The 22,448-nt window shown below is 42.3% G+C and carries 22 protein-coding genes and 1 pseudogene; 15 read left to right on the top strand and 8 right to left on the bottom strand.

The window, feature by feature from the left end:
* Nucleotides 1–52: 52 nt before the first annotated feature.
* From ACQY3F_RS19845 to ACQY3F_RS19820, 6 genes are all read right to left on the bottom strand, one after another.
* On the bottom strand, nt 53–433 hold the full coding sequence (locus ACQY3F_RS19845; RefSeq protein ID WP_428356787.1) for a hypothetical protein: 381 nt from the start codon (nt 431–433) through the stop codon (nt 53–55).
* A gap of 80 nt (nt 434–513) precedes the next feature.
* Nucleotides 514–1,113 carry a hypothetical protein gene (locus ACQY3F_RS19840; protein ID WP_428356786.1) on the bottom strand — a complete coding sequence of 200 codons (600 nt, stop codon included), beginning with the start codon at nt 1,111–1,113 and terminating at the stop codon, nt 514–516.
* A 335-nt stretch (nt 1,114–1,448) separates the two neighbouring features.
* Nucleotides 1,449–2,465, bottom strand: coding sequence for a ketol-acid reductoisomerase (gene ilvC, locus ACQY3F_RS19835; RefSeq protein ID WP_428356784.1), 1,017 nt, complete (start codon nt 2,463–2,465; stop codon nt 1,449–1,451).
* Nucleotides 2,466–2,503: 38 nt separating this feature from the next.
* On the bottom strand, nt 2,504–2,995 hold the full coding sequence (gene ilvN, locus ACQY3F_RS19830; RefSeq protein WP_428356782.1) for an acetolactate synthase small subunit: 492 nt from the start codon (nt 2,993–2,995) through the stop codon (nt 2,504–2,506).
* Complete coding sequence (locus ACQY3F_RS19825; protein WP_428356780.1) at nt 2,995–4,731, bottom strand: acetolactate synthase 3 large subunit; 1,737 nt, start codon at nt 4,729–4,731, stop codon at nt 2,995–2,997. Before ACQY3F_RS19825 ends, ilvN begins: the two co-directional genes overlap by 1 nt.
* Before the next feature lie 512 nt (nt 4,732–5,243).
* Nucleotides 5,244–6,089 carry a hypothetical protein gene (locus ACQY3F_RS19820; protein ID WP_428356779.1) on the bottom strand — a complete coding sequence of 282 codons (846 nt, stop codon included), beginning with the start codon at nt 6,087–6,089 and terminating at the stop codon, nt 5,244–5,246.
* 134 nt (nt 6,090–6,223) lie between these two features.
* Here ACQY3F_RS19820 and ACQY3F_RS19815 point away from each other — a divergent pair, with 134 nt between their 5' ends.
* From ACQY3F_RS19815 to ACQY3F_RS19770, 10 genes are all read left to right on the top strand, one after another.
* Nucleotides 6,224–7,585 (top strand): IS1380 family transposase, encoded by a 1,362-nt coding sequence (locus ACQY3F_RS19815; protein WP_428352972.1) that lies wholly within the window; start codon nt 6,224–6,226, stop codon nt 7,583–7,585.
* Between the two features lie 334 nt (nt 7,586–7,919).
* Complete coding sequence (gene hemW, locus ACQY3F_RS19810) at nt 7,920–9,089, top strand: radical SAM family heme chaperone HemW (RefSeq protein ID WP_428356778.1); 1,170 nt, start codon at nt 7,920–7,922, stop codon at nt 9,087–9,089.
* On the top strand, nt 9,082–9,723 hold the full coding sequence (gene pyrE, locus ACQY3F_RS19805; RefSeq protein WP_428356776.1) for an orotate phosphoribosyltransferase: 642 nt from the start codon (nt 9,082–9,084) through the stop codon (nt 9,721–9,723). The genes hemW and pyrE overlap by 8 nt, the downstream gene beginning before the upstream one ends.
* 495 nt (nt 9,724–10,218) lie before the next feature.
* A complete protein-coding gene (gene rpmH, locus ACQY3F_RS19800; protein WP_087870852.1) occupies nt 10,219–10,353 on the top strand; it encodes a 50S ribosomal protein L34 in 135 nt (44 codons plus the stop codon).
* A 3-nt stretch (nt 10,354–10,356) separates the two neighbouring features.
* Complete coding sequence (gene rnpA / locus ACQY3F_RS19795) at nt 10,357–10,722, top strand: ribonuclease P protein component (RefSeq protein WP_428356775.1); 366 nt, start codon at nt 10,357–10,359, stop codon at nt 10,720–10,722.
* On the top strand, nt 10,707–10,934 hold the full coding sequence (yidD, locus tag ACQY3F_RS19790) for a membrane protein insertion efficiency factor YidD (protein ID WP_428356773.1): 228 nt from the start codon (nt 10,707–10,709) through the stop codon (nt 10,932–10,934). The genes rnpA and yidD overlap by 16 nt, the downstream gene beginning before the upstream one ends.
* Before the next feature lie 2 nt (nt 10,935–10,936).
* A complete protein-coding gene (gene yidC / locus ACQY3F_RS19785; protein WP_428356771.1) occupies nt 10,937–12,559 on the top strand; it encodes a membrane protein insertase YidC in 1,623 nt (540 codons plus the stop codon).
* A gap of 162 nt (nt 12,560–12,721) precedes the next feature.
* Nucleotides 12,722–14,068 (top strand): tRNA uridine-5-carboxymethylaminomethyl(34) synthesis GTPase MnmE, encoded by a 1,347-nt coding sequence (gene mnmE / locus ACQY3F_RS19780; RefSeq protein WP_428356770.1) that lies wholly within the window; start codon nt 12,722–12,724, stop codon nt 14,066–14,068.
* 324 nt (nt 14,069–14,392) lie between these two features.
* A complete protein-coding gene (locus ACQY3F_RS19775) occupies nt 14,393–14,671 on the top strand; it encodes a hypothetical protein (RefSeq protein ID WP_428356768.1) in 279 nt (92 codons plus the stop codon).
* Nucleotides 14,661–15,239 carry a DoxX family protein gene (locus ACQY3F_RS19770; protein WP_428356766.1) on the top strand — a complete coding sequence of 193 codons (579 nt, stop codon included), beginning with the start codon at nt 14,661–14,663 and terminating at the stop codon, nt 15,237–15,239. The genes ACQY3F_RS19775 and ACQY3F_RS19770 overlap by 11 nt, the downstream gene beginning before the upstream one ends.
* Nucleotides 15,240–15,670: 431 nt before the next feature.
* On the opposite strand, the gene ACQY3F_RS19765 is transcribed toward ACQY3F_RS19770, so the two are convergent.
* Entirely contained in the window at nt 15,671–16,747 is a 1,077-nt protein-coding gene (locus tag ACQY3F_RS19765; RefSeq protein WP_428352924.1) for an IS91 family transposase, read from the bottom strand.
* Nucleotides 16,744–17,651 (bottom strand): annotated as a pseudogene (locus ACQY3F_RS19760) (tyrosine-type recombinase/integrase). Before ACQY3F_RS19760 ends, ACQY3F_RS19765 begins: the two are co-directional and overlap by 4 nt.
* Before the next feature lie 457 nt (nt 17,652–18,108).
* On the opposite strand from ACQY3F_RS19760, the gene ACQY3F_RS19755 reads away from it, so the two are divergent.
* From ACQY3F_RS19755 to ACQY3F_RS19735, 5 genes are all read left to right on the top strand, one after another.
* Nucleotides 18,109–18,909, top strand: a complete 801-nt coding sequence (locus ACQY3F_RS19755) for a phosphate ABC transporter substrate-binding protein (RefSeq protein WP_428356764.1) — start codon at nt 18,109–18,111, stop codon at nt 18,907–18,909.
* Entirely contained in the window at nt 18,866–19,744 is an 879-nt protein-coding gene (pstC, locus tag ACQY3F_RS19750) for a phosphate ABC transporter permease subunit PstC (RefSeq protein ID WP_428356763.1), read from the top strand. Before ACQY3F_RS19755 ends, pstC begins: the two co-directional genes overlap by 44 nt.
* Entirely contained in the window at nt 19,737–20,573 is an 837-nt protein-coding gene (gene pstA, locus ACQY3F_RS19745; protein ID WP_428356761.1) for a phosphate ABC transporter permease PstA, read from the top strand. The genes pstC and pstA overlap by 8 nt, the downstream gene beginning before the upstream one ends.
* A 152-nt stretch (nt 20,574–20,725) precedes the next feature.
* A complete protein-coding gene (locus tag ACQY3F_RS19740) occupies nt 20,726–21,436 on the top strand; it encodes a phosphate ABC transporter ATP-binding protein (RefSeq protein ID WP_428356759.1) in 711 nt (236 codons plus the stop codon).
* Nucleotides 21,437–21,722: 286 nt separating this feature from the next.
* A complete protein-coding gene (locus ACQY3F_RS19735) occupies nt 21,723–22,265 on the top strand; it encodes a c-type cytochrome (RefSeq protein WP_428356758.1) in 543 nt (180 codons plus the stop codon).
* Nucleotides 22,266–22,448: the final 183 nt, after the last annotated feature.

The following is a 22,448-nucleotide window of genomic DNA, read 5'->3' as shown; positions in this document are numbered from 1 at the left end:
GGCTGTTGTTTTAAAATGTAGCACTTTAGACTTGATCTATGTTTTCCCTTTTTTAGTCCTCTTCGGGTTCAGAAAAATCCGAATTCAGAAGCCCGTGAATGAGGTCTGCATATTGTTCGGGAATTTTAAGTTCCCGGTTCAACGCAAAGTTCCTTAAAAATTTGTCCAGCCACGGGCGGGTTGACTGTGCCTGATGAATCACAAGCTTATATGATTTCTCATGCACTACTAGAGTAAAATCTTCTATCCAGAGTTCAACTTTTTCCTGTTCGCCGGAGAGTATCATCTGCACGTAAAGTTTGTGCTCTGCAGGGTTGAAGTGAAAATCAGTTAATTTAGCTACGCCTTTGATTTTTTTATTTGCCAGCCAGAGCATCATTTTCTTCGGCGTTTGCTTGACTGCGAATTTAGCCAATGTGCTTTTAAAACTCATTTAAACTTCCATTAAATTATGAACATGGTATTGTCATGTGTTGTCGCTAAAAGGTAAGTTTTGTAATCTAAAGCGAGAGACTATGTTGATGCTTTTTCCTGTCTACGTGTAAACATTTTTTTTATAAATGAAATAAACCAGCGCAGGTTTTCCAGAATATCCTGTATCGACATTAAGGTTAAAATCAGGCCAAATGCAAAGGAAATCCAGGCAATAAGAATTCGCCATTGTGCTAGTTCGGTTTTTACCCAGACGATATCGGCTCGCATATCTTTTTTTAACAGGGTTAATTCTTGTTTAAGTTGCTGGTATTCTAGGTCCACAACTGATTTTAATCCCTGGTATTCGCCCACCACAGCACCCTGTGATATAGCATACTCATTCTGTACTACGTTGATGGATTTAGAGATGGCTTTAGGTAATTGCTCTGTGAATTGTTCAATAGCGATTGTTCCTGATTGAGCAATTTGTTTGACACCTGCACCTGCTTCTCCTGCCGAGGCATTTAAATTATTAACCATCGGTCGATATTCAATCCGGGCATCTTCGATAGAAGCAATGACCTTGTTGGTAATTGAATTGATCATCAAGTAAGAGATAATAACGATAAAAAGTAGGCAAAAAAACAATAGGAAAATATTTTTTCGTTTTTCATGAATTAAGGCGATTTCGTCTTGCATTGCGCTACTCCTAAGAAAGTGATTATTAATATTTCGCTTGCATTGTATGCTATCAACCTGGAAAAATCAGTTGAGCGCGAATTTATAGTGCAAGATATTGAATTAATATAACACTTTCAAAAAATCTTAGCTTCACCCATAGGTTAAGCGGACATTTTTTGCAAGTGCGGTGGAATCAAGAGCTTGGGCTGGAAAACGTGAGTAACTGATTTTTCAGGTTCAATAGCTAAGTCAATCACATAAGGTGAATATTAATATCTTAAGGAACTAGCAAACAGGCATAAAAAAAGCCCATCAAAGATGGGCTTTTCTGTAACGCTTAAAACAGTTGAATCTTAGTTTTTAGCTTTATCAACAATTTGATTCGCTGCAATCCAAGGCATCATTGCACGTAGTTTTGCGCCTGTTACTTCAATTGGATGCTCGGCATTTAAACGACGCTTGGCAGTCATTTCAGGGTAGTTAGTCATGCCTTCCATAATGAATTGCTTCGCATATTCACCCGTCTGGATGTTTTTCAATGCTGCACGCATTGCGGCACGACTTTCTTCGTTAATGACTTTAGGGCCAGTCACATATTCACCATACTCTGCATTATTAGAAATCGAGTAGTTCATGTTGGCGATACCGCCTTCAAACATCAAATCAACAATCAATTTTAATTCATGCAGGCATTCAAAATAAGCCATTTCAGGCTCGTAACCTGCTTCGACTAATACTTCAAAACCCATTTTAACGAGTTCAACAGCACCACCACATAAAACCGCTTGTTCACCAAATAGGTCGGTTTCTGTTTCATCGCGGAAAGTAGTTTCGATAACACCCGAACGACCACCACCAATAGCAGAGGCATACGATAGGCAGATTTCTTTCGCAGTACCTGACGCATCTTGATGAATCGCGATTAAATCTGGAACACCACCGCCACGAGTAAACTCAGAACGTACAGTATGACCAGGTGCTTTAGGTGCAATCATGATAACGTCTAGATCAGCACGGGGAACAACCTGGTTATAAAGAATCGCAAACCCATGGGCAAATGCTAAAACAGAACCTTGTTTGATGTTAGGCTCAATCTCTTCTTTATATAATTGAGATTGAAATTCATCAGGCGTTAAAATCATAACGATATCCGCACTTGCAACTGCTTCAGGTACGTTTTTAACGGTTAGTCCGTGTGCTTCGGCTTTGGCAACAGAACTAGAGTTAGCGCGTAAGCCAACAACTACGTCAACACCTGAGTCTTGAAGGTTGTTTGCGTGAGCGTGGCCTTGTGAGCCGTAACCTATGATGGCAACCTTTTTTCCTTTGATGATTGAAAGGTCTGCGTCTTTATCGTAATAAACTTGCATTTTATTTCCTGTAGTAATATTTAATTTTGTTCTGTTCTTTATAAATGTAAACCGTTTTCACCGCGCGACATGGCTGTCGGGCCAGAGCGTACGGTTTCGATAATACTGTCTGCGTCGAGTGAGGCGACAAAGGCATCGAGTTTGTCTGATGCGCCAGTCATTTCAATCACATAACTATTGCTGGTGACATCAATGATTTTGCCGCGAAAAATGTCCGCAAGCCGGTTGATCTCGCCGCGTGTTTCATCACTGGTTTTGACTTTTACCAGCATTAATTCGCGCTCTACATGAGACGCTTCTGCCAAATCAATTAGTTTAACAATATCAATCAGCTTATTCAGCTGTTTAGTGATTTGCTCGATAATATCTTCGTTGCCACAGGTGACTAATGTCATGCGTGACAAAGTAGGGTCTTCAGTAGGCGCAACGGTAAGTGATTCGATATTATAACCGCGGGCAGAAAACAATCCTGCTACACGTGATAAAGCACCGGCCTCATTCTCGATAAGAATAGAAATAATATGTCTCATTATGCTAACTCTCTATCTATAGGTGTGCCTGGTGCAACCCGTAAAGTCATTTCCTGATGACCTTTTCCTGATTCAATCATGGGGTAAACATTTTCTGTTCTGTCAGTGATAAAATCAATAAAAACAGTGCGATCTTTCATAGCAAAAGCTTTTTCCAGAGCCGGTTTTACATCCTCAGGTTTTTCTACGCGTATACCCACATGTCCATAGGCTTCAGCTAATGCGACAAAATCAGGAATGGTATCCATATAAGAATGTGAATAGCGACTTTCATAGGAAAATTCCTGCCATTGACGCACCATGCCCATATAGCGGTTATTTAGATTAATAATCTTAACCGGTGTTTTATATTGCAAGGCGGTAGACAGTTCCTGTATGCACATTTGTATGCTGGCTTCACCAGTAATACAGGCGACATCAGCATCAGGGAACGCTAGTTTTACACCAATTGCAGCCGGCAGGCCAAAGCCCATAGTGCCCAATCCACCCGAGTTAATCCAGCGACGTGGCTTGTCAAATGGATAAAACTGTGCGGCAAACATCTGGTGCTGGCCTACATCGGAAGTTACATAGGCGTCGCCTTTGGTCACTTCATACAGTTGCTCAACTACCGCTTGTGGTTTTATGGATTCGCTGTCACGATCAAACTCAAGGCATTTAGCTTCGCGCCAAATATCAATCTGACTCCACCATGCTGTTAGTGCCTTCTTCGATGGCTTCTTTTTATGTTGTTTTAATTCCTCAAGCATTTGCTTAAGTACTACCTTAACATCGCCAACGATAGGCACGTCGACTTTAACCGTTTTTGAAATTGAAGCAGGGTCAATATCAATATGAATAATGGTGGCGTGTGGACAAAATTCAGCTAATTTACCGGTCACACGGTCATCAAAGCGCACGCCTATAGCAACAATAACATCACTTTCATGCATGGCCAGATTTGCTTCGTAAGTACCATGCATACCCAGCATGCCTACAAACTGTTTATCTGTTCCCGGATAAGCACCTAAGCCCATTAAAGTGTTGGTAATGGGAAAGTTAAGTAACTGCGTTATCTCGATTAGCTGTTCGCTGGCATTACTCAAAACTACGCCGCCGCCAGAATAAAGCACAGGGCGTTGTGCGCCTAAAATAATCTCAATGGCTTTTTTAATCTGCCCCGAATGGCCTTTAGTCACAGGGTTGTAAGAGCGCATTTTGACTTTTTTAGGATACTTATAAGGCACCTTAATATTCGGGTCGGTAATATCCTTAGGGATATCCACGACTACTGGACCAGGGCGACCCGTTGTTGCAACGTAAAAAGCCTTTTTCATGGTTTCTGCGATATCGTTGACATCTTTAACCAGAAAGTTATGTTTTACGCATGGGCGGGTAATACCTACAGTGTCTACTTCCTGAAAAGCATCACTACCAATTACAGCAGAGGGTACTTGGCCTGTAATAACGACCATAGGAATCGAATCCATATAAGCAGTGGCAATACCTGTAACCGCATTGGTTGCGCCTGGGCCAGAGGTGACCAGCACTACGCCTGGCTTGCCTGTTGCACGCGCATAAGCATCAGCCGCATGAGTTGCGCCTTGTTCATGCCTGACTAAAATATGTTTTACATCTTTTTGATGGAAAATCGCATCATATAAATGTAATACTGCACCGCCAGGATAACCAAAAAGATATTCTACACCTTCATCTTTAAGACACTGAACGACTATTTGTCCGCCACTGAGTTCCACTCTTTTACCCTCTGTTAAAGCACTTAACTATACTTAAGCTTACACTGTCGACAATTAAGCTGACTTTCGCTGTTAGTGTGGTATAGCTGAAAATAAAACCTGAATTGAAAATATAAGCACAATTTGCATGCGCAAACTCTTCTCTCCAAGTTTATAAAAAAGCCTTCCAAAATAGCTGAAAATAGTTGTTTCGTCAAGAATTACATTTGTTTTCCTGGCATGAAGGGGGAAGGGGGCTTTAAATGTAGCCCATATGAAGCTTTAGCGAAATACGGAAAGCCAATACTACTATGCCAGGTATACTCAAGCTTTAACCTAGAAAAATCAGTTGCTCACGGTTTCTAGCACACAGGCTACATTCTGGTAACTTGAAAAACAGAATAGGGTGAGCTTAAATAACAGGACTATTCGCCCTGTACCCCGACTTTTAGTGGGTGGTTGTTTAGTACCATTCCCTTGCAAAACAGGGGAATGGTATGGTGTATATAGATGATAAAAAATGATTTATTGCGTTACTCAGTTAACCCTGTTACTAAATTAAGAATAGTGTCGGCACCGGTTTTCGAGCAGTCATCAACTATGACAGAGCTTGAGTCTGCTATGAGTTGCATGGTCACAATATCTGGTATGCCGGGGATGCCCTGAGCAAGTTCTGAGATGTCGAAACAAACATCCGTATGGGACTTATAATTAAAGGTTCTTTCTGGCACGTGGATTAGGCAAGTTGAATTTGCAAAGCTTTTGGCAAAGGGGTCTAGTGGATTTAGAAAGCCGGGTATATCAAGCCCAGTTATACTATAGCTCACTAGATTGGTGGTTGTTAGCATATGGATATCTGTTGGCTTGAATGTTCCGTCTTCTTGTTTTTCTGCTTTTATGTTACATAAGCTATTGTTTTTTGGTAATTTAACGCACTTTCCTTCGGTTGTGATAGTAATAGTATCACCGTCTTGAAATGTTTTGATGCCGCTCACTTCACTGTTACTATTATCACAAATGCTTTCCCCAGTGTTTCCGCCTTCGCCACCAGTCAGGTTGTCAAGTATCGCCTGCACTTGGTCTGTTGTGCCGATATAAGTAGGTGTATCGCCAAAAGGAGGTCCCAAAACATAAACGCCTACATCCAGAAAACTGGTTTTGCTAGCATTGATGGCTGCGTATCGAGTAATATTTCCAACGGTGTAGGCACGAAAACACAGTGAGTCAATAACCTGAGTAACCGGGCCGGGAGGGAAAAGCTCTGAAAAAGCAATTTCAGTGGCATTCAGAATCGGCTCGCATCTTTCGTCTATAGCGGCATGAGCAGGTAGCACAATTAAAGCCAGGCAGATGGCTAAAGGTTTTATTAAGCGTTTCATTTGTCATCTCCAGTGGGACTAAACCAGTTTAATAATACCTAAATCCTGCAAGCATTATACATAATAATCCACAAAACTCCTTATTAAACAATGATATAATATCATTTTCCTGATTTCACTATCTCATTGTTTTAATGAAGCCCTCTAAAGTATCAAAATCCTCATCTCACGTAAGAAACCGTACCCGAACGGTAAAAATGACATCTACAGCACATGGATTGACAAGCCAGGCGGGACTGATTCCCGTCGTGAAATATTTAGACAGGATAGGTTTTGAAAAAACCGTAAAACAAAGCGTTCCACATCGGCGGGGTGAAAATGCAGACCATCACTTATCTGATGTGGTTCTATTGACGTTGGTTGGCATGATGGGGGGAGCAACATCAATGGCAAAGGTGACGACCGTATGGGCAGATAGCGTACTGCGCAAAGTAGCTGGCTGGATAAAGATTCCTGTTGAAACCACAATTTTACGGATCTTTAAAGAAGTAAGTGATAGGCAGATAAGCCAGTTTGAAACGCTCACGCATACTTTGCGTGGTCAACACTGGCGGCGATTGCTTCGTTCCGGAAAATCGAAAACTGGCATACAATCCGTCCAGTGGGTCGATGTCGATTCAACTGTGGACACCGTTTGTGGTCGACAAGAAGGAAGTGCCAAAGGCTTCAACCCCAAAAAGAAAGGTGCCCGTTCATACCATCCACAACTCGCTTTTCTAGCGGAAACAAAAGAAATTTTACAAGCCTGGTTCCGGACAGGCAATGCCTTTACAAGCAATGGTGTTGTAGAATTTACCAAACAGTTACTTGCACACTTGCCCAATCGGATGCGCATTATTTTTCGCGGTGACAGTGGTTATTTTGTCGGTGATTTGCTTGAATTTCTCGATACCAGAGGGCATGGGTATCTAATAAAGGTTAAACTTAAGAATTTGAACGCATTGCTGGCCAAACAGGCCTGGACAGCCATACAAGGCCGACCCGGTTGGGAGCAGAGCGAGTTTCAATATCGTTGTGGTGGCTGGTCTCGCTCTCGTCAGTTTGTCGCGGTCAGGATAAAGCAACCTAAACAAGTGACAGGACCTCAGTCCGAGCTTTGGGATACGGCAGAATATGACTATTTTTGTTATGTAACAACTGAACCTCTATCGCCTTGGCAAACACATAAGAAGTATGGTGAACGAGCGACGTGCGAAACATGGATTGAAGAAGCAAAATCACAAATGGGTTTAGGTAAAATCAGAACGAATCAATTTCTGGCTAATGCCGCATTATTTCATTGCGCCGTTCTTGCCTACAATACCGTGCGCTGGATGGCTCAATTGAGTGGCAACAAAACGTTGTGCCAATGGGAGCCGGATACACTTCGTACTTATCTGATTCGGGTGGCTGGAAAATTACTCACAGGCAATAATCAGCTGAGAGTCAGAACACCTGCAGATCCGCTCTATCCACAGGAATGGGATGATTGGGTTAAGGTGGGGTTACTCGCTTAACATTAACCGAAGTTAAGTCACTTTGATTAAAAGGTCATGGCACGTTGGCAGGGTGTTTATTGCCTTGGGCTCGGGGGATATCCATACGATACAAAAAATTTCCTCTATTTATGATTTAAATCTGGATATTTTGATCGGTTGGACAAAGAGGGCTGGCAAAGCGGCAGTAAAAACCTAATAACCACTTAGCTAGACAGGTTAATGAGAGTCAAAATATGGGCTTGCAGGATTTAGGTATTATATTAATTATTTGGTAAAAATCCTCAAAAAATATAGCTTGTTATTCAAAACCAGATAATATGCAGGTCACCTATTTATTTTCTCGGTTATTTGTATGCAACCTTTCCTCTTGTCTGACGCTCTTAGTTTATATATACACTTTCCCTGGTGCATTCAGAAATGTCCTTATTGTGATTTTAATTCGCATGCTGTTAAAAACGACCTACCCGAAGATAGCTATATAACGGCCTTACTTAATGACCTGGCGCAAGATGTTACGCTGTTTCGAGAAACACGTACAATTCAAAGTATTTTTATGGGGGGAGGTACACCTAGTTTGTTTTCTGCGTCTCAGTTAGATCGCTTGCTCAAAGGGTTGCAAAAATATCTGACTTTTGCTGAAGATATAGAAATTACGCTGGAAGCCAATCCAGGCACATTTGAAATTGCAAAATTTGCTGATTATAGATCGATTGGTATTAACCGTTTGTCGGTCGGAGTGCAGAGTTTTAATGACGCCCATTTAAAACGCCTGGGTCGTGTCCATTCTGCACAGGAAGCAATTAATGCTGTTGCAGGTGCCAGGCAGGCAGGTTTCGATAACTTAAACCTGGATTTAATGTTTGGCTTACCAGAGAGTAGCGAGCAAGATAGTTTGCGTGACGTGCAACAAGCCATTGCATTACAACCTAGCCATATTTCTTTTTATCAATTAACGCTGGAGCCTAATACTTATTTTCATAAGTATCCGCCGGTATTACCCAGTGATGAAGCTATTTTTAGTGAGCAAATAGCCTGTCAAAAACTATTGGCTAAGCATGGCTATCAGCAATATGAAATTTCTGCCTATGCTCAAGAGGGGATGCAATGCAGGCATAATACTAATTACTGGTCCTTTGGTGATTATCTGGGGATTGGCGCGGGTGCGCATGGTAAAATCTCCCAAGAGTTGCCCGTAGAAATAGTGCGTACCATGAAGCCAAAACAACCGGATAAATACCTTAACCATACTAAAGGTGATAGACTTGCGCAGGCGATTAACGAGACAGATTTGCCGCTGGAATTTATCATGAATCACTTGCGCTTAAAAAGTGGCTTTAATCTTGAAACTTATACGCAAAGGACAGGTTTAGCAATACAGTCTTTACAACCAGCCCTATCTTTATGTGTACAGCAAGGCTTATTGCTTGAACAGCAACAGCACTATCAGTGTTCAGAAAAAGGCTGGCTTTTTCTGGACAGTATTTTAGAACATTTTCTCAGTACGGATATAACCGATGCTTGATTATCAAAAACAATTTATTCAATATGCGCTAGATTGTGGTGTATTAAAATTTGGTGAGTTTGAATTAAAATCAGGGCGTATCAGTCCCTATTTTTTTAATACAGGTCTGTTTAACAGCGGAGCACAGTTAGCGAAACTGGGGCAGTTTTATGCACAGGCACTGATACACTCTGGAATCAAGGTTGATATTTTATATGGCCCTGCTTACAAAGGAATTCCCTTGGTTAGTGCCGCTTCTATTGCATACGCGCAAATGCAGGATAGTGATATTCCCTTTGCCTTTAATCGCAAAGAAGCAAAAGATCATGGTGAAGGTGGCAATCTGGTAGGTGCGCCATTAAAAGGCAATGTATTGATTCTTGATGATGTGATTACCGCTGGAACTTCTGTGCGCGAATCTGTCGTCATCATTAAAGCAGCCAGTGCAATACCGGCTGGAGTACTGATCGCGCTGGATCGGCAGGAAAAAGGTGAAAACGATGTTTCAGCAATACAGGAAGTTAGTGAGCGCTTTAATATGCCCGTTATCTCAATAATTGCCTTGGAAAATATTATTGAATTTATTTCCGAGGATGATTCATTTAATATGAATATCGCGGCAATAAAAGATTATCAGCAATTATATGGGGTTTGAATATTTTGTGGCTGGCGCCCCGTTTTTTCAGGCAAGAAACACAAGTTGTCACCTAGACTTAGGTACTGTTGACGGCTAAATTCTATTTTCGCGTTAAAAGATGCGGCTTAGAAATTAAACCTAGAAAAATCAGTTGAGCGCGAATTTATAGTGCAAGATATTGAATGAATATAATACTTTCAAAAAATTTTAGCTTCACCCATAGGTAAGCGGATATTTTGTGGAAGTGCGGTGGAATCAAGAGCTTGTGCTAGAAACCGTGAGCAACTGATTTTTCTAGGTTAAAGGGTTAATCAAATGGTAATGTTCTAATGATATCGTTATTGGCAGTATCGAGTTAAGGAAATTGCTAGCAAAATATAATGTTGCTTTGATAATCAATAATGTAGATTGGTACAAGGTCTATCTATTTTAATTGACAAAATTCTAATAATTTCATACAATTCCATCTCTTTTTCATCCAATTTTTCACCCTAAAGTTAAGGAACCCTAAGAATGAAAAGAACCTACCAACCAAGTAAAATAAAACGTGCGCGCACTCATGGCTTTCGCGCAAGAATGGCAACTAAAGGTGGCCGTAAAGTTATTAACGCAAGAAGAGCAAAAGGTCGTCATACACTAGCTCTTTAACAGTTGACACAGAAAGCCGCTTGTTTTCCGCCGCAAGTGCGGCTAAGAGAGCCGGCTGAGTTTAAACGTGTTTTCGCTAATCCGGAAAGATCAACAGATCAATATTTTACAGTGCTTGCCATTGTTAATGAACTAGACCATCCACGTCTAGGGCTGGCAATTGCAAAAAAAAATATAAAACGCGCTGTTGATAGAAATAAAATCAAACGATCTGCCCGGGAAAGCTTTAGATTACAACAACATGACATCATTAATATTGATATTGTTGTAATGGCGCGCCGCGATGCGGCAACAGCGAATTCAACAGTACTTCAGTCCTCTCTGGAAAATCATTGGCTTAAATTAATTAAGCGATGCGCTACCTACTGATAGCCCTGCTCAGGTTTTATAAGTATTTTATAAGCCCTATGTTAGGAAACCATTGCCGCTTTCATCCTTCTTGTTCGAGCTATGCTATGCAGGCTATTACTATGCACGGCGCTATAAGTGGCTCCTATCTCACAATAAAACGATTACTGCGATGTCACCCTTTTTATCACGGTGATATTGATGATCCTGTACCCAAAAAAGTTGGTAAGTAAAAATGGAGAATATAAGGTTTATACTCATCGTCATTCTGTCGATGATTTCTATAATGCTATGGGAAGCATGGCAAGTAGACTTTGGCCCCAAGCCAGAAGTTACTGCACAAACAACGATTGATGCGAATGGTAACCCAATTACTATTAATGCAGATAATAATCCCGACGCAGCTGAATTGCCATTTTCCGAAAATGTAGCCGATAACATTATTACTGTTACAACAGATGTATACCAACTGGAAATAGACACTCAAGGCGGAACAATACGTAATCTTGACCTGCTGGATTATACAATTGTTAAAGGCGAAGAAGCCACGATTCGTTTATTTAACAGTAGTGCTGAAAAGCTATTTCTAGGTCAGAGTGGACTGCTAACCAGCGGCCAATCAACCAAGCTACCCAATCACAATACCGAATTAAGTTCTGCGCAAGCAAACTACCAGCTTAATGCAGGCGAAGACACGCTGATAGTGCCTTTAACCTGGGCCGATAATACGGGGCTAAGATACACCAAGACATACACCTTTAAGCGTGGTAGTTATGTCGTTGCATTAGAGCAAAAAATTGATAATCAGTCTGCTAATGACTGGACGGGGAGACAATATACTCAGTTGCTTAGAGTGCCTTTCACCGATGGCAAGGGTAACACTTTTATCCGTACCTATGCAGGCGCTGTTGTTTACACCGAGGAAGATAAATATCAGAAAATTGATTTTGAAGATATGGCCGAAGAAGACCTGAAGGTCAAAAGTGTCGGCGGTTGGTCAGCAATGATCCAACATTATTTTGCCACTGCCTGGGTACCGCCTGCGCAAAATGAAGAGCATTACTTTACTAAAGAATTGAGCAACTCACGCTTTGTGATCGGATCTTATTCTGACCCGCGCACAGTTGCGGCAAATAGTACTGAAGTTTTCAATAGCCAATTATTTGTTGGCCCGAAAATTCAGCCTATGATGGAAGCGGTTGCTCCCGGTTTAGAATTAACAGTTGATTACAGTTGGCTGACAATTATTGGTAAACCTATTTATGCAGCGCTGAATTTCATTCATTCGTATGTAGGTAACTGGGGCTTTGCCATTATGGGAGTCACTTTTTGTATCAAGTTGATATTTTTCCCACTGTCGGCAGCCAGCTATAAATCAATGGCGAAGATGCGTACGTTACAGCCACGTTTAGCGCAGTTAAAAGAAAGCTACGGCGATGACAGGCAGCGTTTTAATCAAGAAATGATGGATTTATACCGTAAGGAAAAAGTAAATCCGATGGGGGGTTGTTTACCCATTATGGTGCAAATTCCAGTATTTATTTCGCTTTACTGGGTATTAATTGAAACGGTTGAACTAAGACAGGCCCCCTTTATTCTGTGGATTCATGACTTGTCAGTCAAAGATCCTTATTTTGTTTTACCTGTAATCATGGGTATTACAATGTTTCTTCAACAAAGATTAAACCCTGCACCTGTTGATCCATTGCAAGCAAAGATCATGCGCATGTTCCCTATCGTATTTACCGTGTTCTTCTTGTTCTTCCCAGCAGGACTGGTTTTATACTGGGTAACCAATAATACCCTGTCGATTATTCAACAGTGGTTTATTACCAAAAAAATTGTTGGCAAAGGTTAACAACAGCACTCAATAAATACTAAAAAGCCGAATCAGTTGATGCTGATTCGGCTTTTTTTGTTTGGCGGATTGAACTCTGGAATGCGATAGCTTTAGCTATTGATTTTCGTATTAATTTTTTTGTTATACTGATTTTACTCAGGTATTTATTGAACCTAAACCATGCATATCACTCAGCAAGACACCATAGCCGCTATTGCTACGCCACCGGGAAATGGCGGTGTCGGTATTATCAGAATTTCAGGCAACAAAGCGAAACACATTGCCCAGCAATTAATGAATAAAGACCTGCAGGCGCGTCATGCGCATTACGCATCTTTCTATGACGCTGATAACAGCATTATAGACTCCGGTTTAGCGCTATTTTTTCCTAATCCTGCATCATTTACCGGAGAAGATACCGTAGAAATTCAGGGCCATGGTGGAGCCGTCATTATGGATATGCTATTAAAGCGTATATTGTCTTTAGGCGGGCGCATAGCTAAGCCAGGAGAATTTTCTGAGCGCGCGTTTTTAAACGGTAAGCTGGATTTGGCACAGGCAGAAGCCATAGCAGATTTAATAGCAAGCAGCACCGAAAAATCAGCTCGCTCGGCACAGCAGTCCATGCAAGGAGTTTTCTCTCGGCAGGTTAACGAATTAGTCGAAGAACTAACCGAGTTGCGAATTTATGTAGAAGCAGCAATAGACTTTGTCGATGAAGAAATTGATTTCTTAGGCGATGGAGTCGTGGAAAATAGAGTTAAGCGCCTGTTAGAAACCATTAAAAAGATTTTAGGTACTGCACAGCAGGGACGTTTATTACGCGATGGAATGACAGTGGTCCTTGCCGGCAAGCCTAACGCTGGCAAATCCAGCTTGCTCAATGCATTGGCTGGCCACGAAGCGGCCATTGTGACCGATATAGCCGGCACAACTCGTGATGTACTGAAAGAGCGCATACAAATAGATGGTATGCCATTGCATATTATCGATACAGCTGGCTTGCGGGAAAGCGAAAATGCAGTAGAACAAGAAGGCATACGCCGCGCGCATGCAGAAATCGAAAAAGCGGATAAAGTTTTACTACTGATAGATGTCAATGACCCAGAACCAGATAGCCTATTAAAGACTTTACCTGAAGATGTAAGCCTAACCAGAATTTACAATAAAATAGATTTGTGCGGAATTCCGCCCGCAATTGAAGAAAATGAAAATGGCACACAAATTTATCTGTCGATAAAAAAATCGATAGGTATGGATTTATTAACCCAGCACCTGAAACAAAGTGTCGGCTTTGATGGCGCAGCAGATAATGTTTTTATCGCCCGGCGCAGACACACAGAAGCATTAACTCAGGGTATGCAATTCGTCCAGAACGCGCTGAACCAGTTACAACATCATCAAGCAGGTGAATTGGTTGCCGAAGACCTTAGACAGGCTCAGAACCATCTAGCAGAAATTACCGGAGAGTTTACTTCCGATGATCTTCTGGGGAAAATTTTTAGCTCGTTTTGTATAGGAAAGTAAGCTAGTAAAGACTAGGAATAAAAAAGCCAAGATAAAAAAATAAAAACAAAGTGTTAACTGACGAGTCAGAGTTAATTACTGAACTGGATATTGAAATTAAGCAATCTTTTTGTTTTACTGATGAGCTAAAAGGAAAATACGATTAACAATAGGTCATCTGTTAAAGTGATGAAAATAGCAAATACTTAATAACAACAATAACCGAACTACACAAACCTCTCTCAGCAAAAGACGGGGTATTAGAAGCACCAATCCAGAACGGGGATATCTACTGAATCATGATTGCTCATATCGAATAGCAGCGATAATAACTTATCATTTTCAATGGAGTCTGACCCTTTTGGTTTCTGCCCGCAAGAATCAATTATTTTAGCTGGCATCAGAGATGCTGATTTTAAAATTCATTTTATTGAACTGAATGCCGTGACAGCCCGCTTAATTGAATTATTGCAGCAGGGATTGAATACTGGCAAGCAGGCGTTACTTGAGTTAGCGGATGAACTGCATTATAGCGATCCTGAAACCATTCTGCCTTTCGGCGTTGATATCTTGCAGCAACTAAAGATCCAACATATTATTATCGGAGTCCAGCATGAACAATAATCTCACGCAATCAATGAATAACACAACATCGAGCTGTGGCCATGGCATTTACCAAAGCCTTAAGCATTCATCGCTATTTACTGTCTATGACAAAATGATCGCTTTACTTAACGACTATGCTGCCCCATTACCGCCCTTCTTATTTCGTCTGATTCTCGCTTATGAGTTCTGGGAGGCCGGGATGATGAAATATTCTGGCGAAAACTGGTTTAGTCATATCACTTTCCCTCTGCCATTCAGCCTGTTATCCAACGACATGCTTTGGACTATGGGCACCTGGATTGAAATCATCGGTGCCATTGCTTTATTACTGGGCCTTGGGACACGCTTCTTTTCCTTAGCCCTGATCATACTCACCCTCGTTGCAATTAATACCGTGCATTGGCCTGACGAGTGGAACACGCTGGCTGAACTATGGCAAGGCTACGCAATTAGCGATAAAGGCCACGGTAATTTTAAACTACCACTGCTTTATCTGATCATGTTTATGCCACTGCTATTTAATGGACCTGGAAAATGGAGCTTAGATTACGCTTTAACCCAATATAGACAGAAGCGACAAAAATAAATTAACATCAAGCATTCCGTATAGTTCCCACGCAGAGCATACGAGCAAAAATTTAATAATATACGAATGTAGGATGTGCTGAGGCACGAAACGCATCATTATAACGAATAAGGTTAGATTGTGATCGCGAAGCGAGCCACAATCTGAACCGTTTGTTGGACAAGCCCGGCACGATAGTAGGAATTCATTTAATGCGCTCTATGAAAATAGCTTTTTGTTGATCAGCCCGACTGATGAATCGAACCTCTGTTTTTACCTGTTTAACTGAACTTTGAGCGTTGTCCATTGCAGTCAACTCTCAAAGTCCAAGTATCGGAGCAAAATTCTGCCTTAATCTCCGATTTTAGCCCAAGCAACTCCCTCAGCATTTAATCCGCTGATAGCCTGGGTCGAAGTGTTTAAATTTACATAAGCGCTAGTGATTCCAATTGTTAAGTTGGCAAAGGCTGAAACATTATTTCCACCCTGGGTATTTGCCGACGCCCAACAACCATCGCCCCGCCACAACATTTGCAACTGAATGCCGGCCGTACTTTGAGTGCACGCAATATCTTCGTCGGGTCAAACTTTAGCAGGGAGTGAATCAACTTAATAACACCCTTGCTATTCGGATGTAAAAAGCCATAATTGCGCGCACGACGAAAGCCTTTAGGCAAAACATGTTGCAGCACCAGCCACAGAAATTTAGCCCCCGATACCGTTTTGGTTTGATAGCGTTTGGTTTTGCTGTCTTGATAACGGTAGGTTACTTTGCCATTTTGGCAGGATAAGATATCCTGTTCACGAATCACACCACGATACAGGTATCGACCCAGATATATCAATGCTTTATCGCCTGCACCGACAAACTTACAATCGACCACCCATTTTTCCGGAATAGCTGTGGGAAATGGCAACTTTTCTTCGTTCATACGCGCTAGCATCTTTGCACGAAATACTTTTGCTAGTGCTTTATGATGAAACAGGTATTTGCCTTCCTTAGTGCGCCAGAGCTTCTTGATTTTATCCACGATTGCCGCAGGCATAATGACATGAATATGCGGATGATAATTTAATTCGCGTGAGTGTGTATGTAAGACAGCAATCGCCCCGGCATCGCCTTGCAACTGCTTATCATTTTTACTAAAACTCTGTAAAGTCGCCCAGGCACAGTCAAACATCATACTGTAAAGTAACCGCGGATGCTGCCTGGCTAACGACCTTAACTGCGCAGGTAAGGTAAAGGTATTCATAAAATAATCAGCAGGGACTTGTTTTTGTACCTGTCGTTCAATCCATTGTTGACTCTCATGATGTTGACAATGCGGGCAGTTACGCTGGCCACAGGAATGAGGCACAAAGGTTTGATAGTCACAGTCTGCACAGTTAACCTGCATCACAGGACTCAGCTGTGTCCGACAGCTCTTCATGGCATGTAATGCACTGATCTGATTGGAGCGTAAACGAGATTGATACTCGCTTAAAAAGTCAGACTGAAATTGATCAATCACTGCAGCTAGGGTTATCATGAAATCTGCCCCCAGTGAATAGAAAAGTCATTGACTAACTGATTAATGTGCAGCTCTGCATTCTCATCGGTAATATCGGTCAAATGCGTATAGCGAGCCGTGGTTACTAAACTGGTATGGCCCAGAATCTTCTGCAACTCAACTAAATCAACCCCGGCTTCTAACAGGTGAGTGGCGTAACTGTGGCGCAGCGAGTGGCAGGAAATCTTTTTTTTAGTCCCATTTCTTGCGTCACAAGACGGATTGTCTTCTGGATGCCACCGCGATCAAGGGGGGATTCAGCAAGATGTGCACCTTTTAGACCCCGGGCACGGTTGGGAAATACCAGCACTGGATTTTTATGCACAGCCCAAAACTTACGCAACACCTTCAAGGTATTCACAGGCAAAGGCACAAGCCGATCCTTATTGCCTTTGGCATTGCGAATATGTACCCGCATGCGTGTCGCATCAATATCACCTACTTTCAGGCTTAAGCCCTCGCCCAAACGTAAACCTAGACTGTAAATCGTAAAATAAAAAACTCGATAGCTTAGATTACGGGTCGACATAAACAGTTGTTGTGCTTCAACCACAGTGACAATATCGGGTATACGCGTACATCGTGGTGGTTTAATCATTAGCACATCAACCCACGGCTTTTGTAGCACATGTGTATAGAAAAACTTGAGACCATAGAGATCTAGTTTCACGGCACTCCAGGAAAGGCGGCTTAAAAGAGCATGAAAATAATCCACCAGTTGATCTTGCGTTAAGTTATCCAGATGCCCCTGAAAGTGTTCCCCGATACGGCGAATAGCGCGTGAATAAGCGTCAATGGTTTTGGGTTGCAGTCCCTTAAGCTTTAAATGCTTACAGTGCTGGATATAATAATGGTTGAATTTAAGCTCTATCGATGGTGTCATAACAGTGTAACCTCATTATTGTTAGTTGGATGAGCTTACAAGTTACCTGTTATGCATATAACAGGCAATGAGGTTACACTTTAAATTTAAGGGATGCGCTGTTTTTCTCCGCGATAGCGGCTTCGTCCAACAAGGTGCGCTTCGTGCCTCAGCACACCCTATGTTCAAAATATAACAGTTTTAAATGCAAAAAGTGGCTTCAAATTTAACACGAGACACTCAGAGTAAATTACTGAATCGTGTAAGACAGAGCACGTGGAGGGGGAGTAGGCTTTAGCCTACACGTGTAGCAGATGGGTAATTCGTGTAGGCTAAAGCCTACTCCCCTACGATTGTCCCGTTTTAAATGTGTGGCCGAAAAAGTCTTTATTTTATATATACCACTTAACAACAAAATCAATAAAAACTAGCACTGATCACAATGAAAAAATTAGGACTATTGGCAATAAGTTTAATCATGGCAGCAACAACTTGGGGTTATTTTAAAACCGACTCCGGGCAAGCCAATAATAGCATCGAAAAACTGGTATTAACGGGGTCTAGCACCGTAGCACCTTTAGCTTCAGAAATTGGCAAACGCTTTGAGTCCTTACATTCTAATGTCCGGGTTGATGTACAAACTGGGGGTTCATCTCGTGGTGTTAACGATGTTCGTGCTGGACTGGCTAATATCGGTATGGCGTCACGCGCACTGAAAGAAAAAGAAAGTGAACTGTTAAGTTTTACGATTGCTTTAGACGGTATCAGTATCATTATTAATCAAGCAAACCCTGTCACCGTCCTTAATAAACAGCAAATTATCGATATTTACACTGGTAAAATCGTCAATTGGCAAGCCGTTGGGGGTAAGGATGCGCCGATTACTGTGGTTAATAAATCAGCAGGGCATTCCACTCTGGAATTATTTCTACATCATTTCGGTCTGGAAAGCACCGACGTTAAACCACACGTCATCATTGGTGATAACCAGCAAGGTATTAAAACAGTTGCCGGTAACCCTGATGCCATTGGCTATGTGTCAATCGGTGCAGCAGAGTATGCGGCCACCCATAATATTCCCATTCAATTGCTACCGCTTGAGGGTATAGCAGCTTCAGTAGCAAATGTACTGAACCATAGCTTTCCCTTATCCAGACCGTTAAATTTAGTCACCCGCGAAGCACCTACTGGCACGGCGAAAGACTTTATTGACTTTGCCAGCTCAGCACAGGTCAATGACCTTATCGAGGCACAATATTTTGTCCCAGTCGCACACTGATAAAAATCTCGCGTTAATACTACGGCTCTGTGCTCTGATTTCAGCAGCTGTCGTGCTGTTGATTTTAGTCTTTTTGCTGAATGAATCCTGGCCCGTTTTGCGCCACGTATCAGTGTGGCGATTTGTCAGTGATACCTCCTGGCATCCGGCGCACGACTTATACAATATAACGCCCATGCTGTCAGCAACATTGCTTTCGACCTTTGGCGCATTATTACTGGCCACACCTTTCGGCATTGCCTCCGCATTGTTCAGTCGTTATTATGCACCACCCACTCTGGCAGCGTGGTATCGTCGTTTAATAGAACTATTAGCAGGTATTCCTTCGGTCGTTTATGGGCTTTGGGGGTTAACCACCTTAGCGCCCTTAATCGGCCAGATCCATCCGCCCGGCGTGAGTTTACTGACTGCCATTTTAGTTCTTGCGCTGATGATTCTACCAACAGTGGCTTTAACCGTTGATTCTGCATTACTTGCCGTACCCATCGCCTATCATCAAGGAGCCGCCGCACTCGGCTTATCGCGCTGGGCTATGATTAAAAATATTGTGCTACCCGCCGCGCACTCAGGCATTACCTCTGGCGTGATGCTCGCCGCCGGACGCGCCATAGGTGAAACCATGGCGGTACTAATGGTGGCTGGCAATGTTGTGCAACTTCCACACAGTTTATTTGATTCTGTGCGCACGCTGACCGCCAATATTGCCTTGGAAATGTCTTATGCAATGGGTGATCATCGTGCTGCTTTATTTGTCACCGGCTTAGCTTTAATGCTGATGGTTTTACTGCTGGTCAGTAGCGCTGAAATGTTTAAAAGGCAGTCAGCTTATGTCTAAAAATACCATAGCGACTTGGTTGATCTGGTCATCCGCATTGCTAGTGACTGGCGTATTTTTATGTTTACTGGTTGATATTATCAGCGCTGGCTTAGCGGGGATCTCTTGGTCATACCTTATTGAACCCCCACAAGATACAGGACGTGCAGGAGGAATCGGCCCCATTATCGTATCAACCGGACTCATTCTACTGGTTGCTATCGCAACGGCTGCACCGCTAGGCTTAGCGACAGCGGTATTGCTAACTGAATTTACAGCACAAAACAGTGCTTTTGCTGGTTTTGTGGAACGTAGTCTGGATGTACTCGCGGGTATCCCCTCCATTGTTTTTGGCTTATTTGGTAATGCGTTTTTTTGCATTTATTTAGGTTTGGGGTTTTCCATTTTATCCGGTGGACTGACGCTGGCCTGCATGGTTTTACCGATACTGATCCGTACCGCAACAGAGGGCTTACGCTCTGTACCGAATGATTACCGGCTCGCAGCAGCCACGTTAGGCATGACACGCAGTGCCGCATTAGTGCATTTACTATTACCCGCCGCCACGCCAGCCCTTATTGCTGGTTTAATGTTAGGCATTGGTCGAGCGGGTGCCGAAACGGCTGCGCTGATTTTTACCAGTGGCTATGTGGATCGTATGCCCGACTCATTGCTCGATTCGGGACGCGCTTTATCGATACATATTTACGATTTATCCATGAATGTGGCAGGCGGCGATGCCAATGCCAATTCAGCCGCCCTGGTACTCATCATTATTTTATTCCTTATCAACAGTGTTTCCATCAGCCTTGCCAATCATTGGATGCACAGGAGAATTATCAGCTTATGAAGCCCTTATTGATTAACTCAGAATCGACTGAAGCTCAAACCCCAGCAGAGAGCTATACCTTAGGGCCATTACAAAATGGGCCGCCTTGCTGTGAACCAAAAACACTGCTGAGTGTGGAAAATCTATCGTTGCACTACGGGGATAATCCCGCTTTGAAAAATGTTTCCCTGAATATTTATGAAGGCTGCATTACTGCGCTTATTGGGCCTTCGGGGTGTGGCAAGACCAGTTTTCTATCCGCTTTAAATCGCTTAACCGATATGCTACCTGACTGTCATGTTAGCGGCAATATTCGTTTTAATGACACCGATTTACGCAACCCGGCGTTAGATTTACTAAAATTACGCCGTGATATCGGCATGATTTTTCAAAAGCCAGTGCCTTTCCCCTTATCTATCCGGCGCAATATTGAACTGCCATTGCGTGAACATGGCATTAACAAACCAAGCGAATTAAACACTATTGTGCAACAAGCCTTACAAGATGTCGGTTTATGGGATGAAGTCAAAGACCGCCTGGATTCACCCGCACAAGCGTTATCGGGCGGACAACAACAGCGCCTTTGTATCGCCAGAGCATTAGCATTAAAGCCAAAAGTATTATTAATGGATGAACCGTGCAGTGCGCTGGATCCTATTTCCTCTGCCGTCGTAGAAGATCTGATTAAACGCCTACAGGGACGTTATACGGTCGTCATCGTCACGCACAATTTAGCCCAGGCCAAACGTATAGCAAATTATGCCGGTTTTTTCTGGGTCAGCGAACGCGCGGGCTGTTTAATCGAGTTTGGGCAGTGTAAGCAGATTTTTGAATCTCCCGCACATGAATTAACGGCAGCCTATGTGAATGGGAGTCGTGGGTAATAAGCCTGCAAACACCACTGGAAGCACAAAAAATACAATAATGACAATAATCTGAAATGTTTTTGTAAGGAACCTGTTGGTCATACGACTAAGCTTAGAATCCGTTTAGTATGTTGCTGTTCAGCAGGCTCTCCAGGTTTAATTTTACCTTAGATTATGGATATATAGTCCTTTTCTATACCCATGGCATATGGGGGGAACTGGATCATAACAATATACAACAACAGTGATTCAAACATTTTTATACGCACAACAGTGTGTTAATTTATTTAATTAGGGATTTAAAATGAATAGAACTAACTTATTAACGATTATTGCTTCCAGCCTGGTAATAAATAATGCTTTAGCAATAGAACCCGTATATGAGGGAGAAAATGGTATTCGTGCCAAGGTTTTTGCCACTAACTGCTTAGCTTGCCACTCCTCTGATAATACTGGAGGAGCTCGTAATAATGCACCCGTAGGTGTGGATTTTGATAATTATACCGATGCTGTGACGAGTGGGAATAAGGCGGTGGGAAGAGGGGCAACATTAATGAATATGCCGCCTTCTTTTAGCCCTCTACCTAGACTTGATGATGAGCAAAAACAGGCTTTAAAAAATTGGCAGGCACTGGGCTTTCCAGAACACCACATGCCCCCAGTTTACTCTTTTCGGACTACAACCTTACACCTACCCAAGATTTATTTAAAGGACGAGAATGGGGATATCGGGCAAAAAATTTCAGCTGAGATGGCTTTAATTCCAAATCAACAAGCGATACAGTTTGAACTGACTGATTTTCATGACGTAGATGATTCTGAAGGAGTAGAACACGTTCATCAATAATCATTAAGGTCAATTAGTAGCCTGTGTGGAGCATCTTATGAGTGATATGATTTATTTATATTCCTCATGAGGTGCACACTATATTTTGTTATATTAGCTCCCCATCTAAGGCGAGGCGAGACGAGACAGAATACAATGCCAGCGACACTATTTGGCTATCCATTTAAACAAACCGGAAGATAA

The organism is Methyloprofundus sp. (genome assembly GCF_965251085.1).
Taxonomy (GTDB): Bacteria; Pseudomonadota; Gammaproteobacteria; order Methylococcales; family Methylomonadaceae; genus Methyloprofundus.
Note: the sequence above shows the minus strand (reverse complement) of the source record. Positions and strands in the feature narration are given on the sequence as shown.

Coding starts and splice junctions, on each gene's coding strand:
- rpmH (WP_087870852.1), top strand. CDS start 10,219: ATGAAAAGAACCTACCAACCAAGTAAAATAAAACGTGCGCGCACTCAT.
- ACQY3F_RS19755 (WP_428356764.1), top strand. CDS start 18,109: ATGGCAGCAACAACTTGGGGTTATTTTAAAACCGACTCCGGGCAAGCC.
- ilvC (WP_428356784.1), bottom strand. CDS start 2,465: ATGCAAGTTTATTACGATAAAGACGCAGACCTTTCAATCATCAAAGGA.
- pstA (WP_428356761.1), top strand. CDS start 19,737: ATGTCTAAAAATACCATAGCGACTTGGTTGATCTGGTCATCCGCATTG.
- ilvN (WP_428356782.1), bottom strand. CDS start 2,995: ATGAGACATATTATTTCTATTCTTATCGAGAATGAGGCCGGTGCTTTA.
- ACQY3F_RS19820 (WP_428356779.1), bottom strand. CDS start 6,089: ATGAAACGCTTAATAAAACCTTTAGCCATCTGCCTGGCTTTAATTGTG.
- ACQY3F_RS19815 (WP_428352972.1), top strand. CDS start 6,224: ATGAAGCCCTCTAAAGTATCAAAATCCTCATCTCACGTAAGAAACCGT.
- pyrE (WP_428356776.1), top strand. CDS start 9,082: ATGCTTGATTATCAAAAACAATTTATTCAATATGCGCTAGATTGTGGT.
- ACQY3F_RS19845 (WP_428356787.1), bottom strand. CDS start 433: ATGAGTTTTAAAAGCACATTGGCTAAATTCGCAGTCAAGCAAACGCCG.
- mnmE (WP_428356770.1), top strand. CDS start 12,722: ATGCATATCACTCAGCAAGACACCATAGCCGCTATTGCTACGCCACCG.
- yidC (WP_428356771.1), top strand. CDS start 10,937: ATGGAGAATATAAGGTTTATACTCATCGTCATTCTGTCGATGATTTCT.
- pstC (WP_428356763.1), top strand. CDS start 18,866: ATGACCTTATCGAGGCACAATATTTTGTCCCAGTCGCACACTGATAAA.
- yidD (WP_428356773.1), top strand. CDS start 10,707: ATGCGCTACCTACTGATAGCCCTGCTCAGGTTTTATAAGTATTTTATA.
- ACQY3F_RS19770 (WP_428356766.1), top strand. CDS start 14,661: ATGAACAATAATCTCACGCAATCAATGAATAACACAACATCGAGCTGT.
- hemW (WP_428356778.1), top strand. CDS start 7,920: ATGCAACCTTTCCTCTTGTCTGACGCTCTTAGTTTATATATACACTTT.
- ACQY3F_RS19840 (WP_428356786.1), bottom strand. CDS start 1,113: ATGCAAGACGAAATCGCCTTAATTCATGAAAAACGAAAAAATATTTTC.
- ACQY3F_RS19735 (WP_428356758.1), top strand. CDS start 21,723: ATGAATAGAACTAACTTATTAACGATTATTGCTTCCAGCCTGGTAATA.
- ACQY3F_RS19765 (WP_428352924.1), bottom strand. CDS start 16,747: ATGATAACCCTAGCTGCAGTGATTGATCAATTTCAGTCTGACTTTTTA.
- ACQY3F_RS19775 (WP_428356768.1), top strand. CDS start 14,393: ATGGAGTCTGACCCTTTTGGTTTCTGCCCGCAAGAATCAATTATTTTA.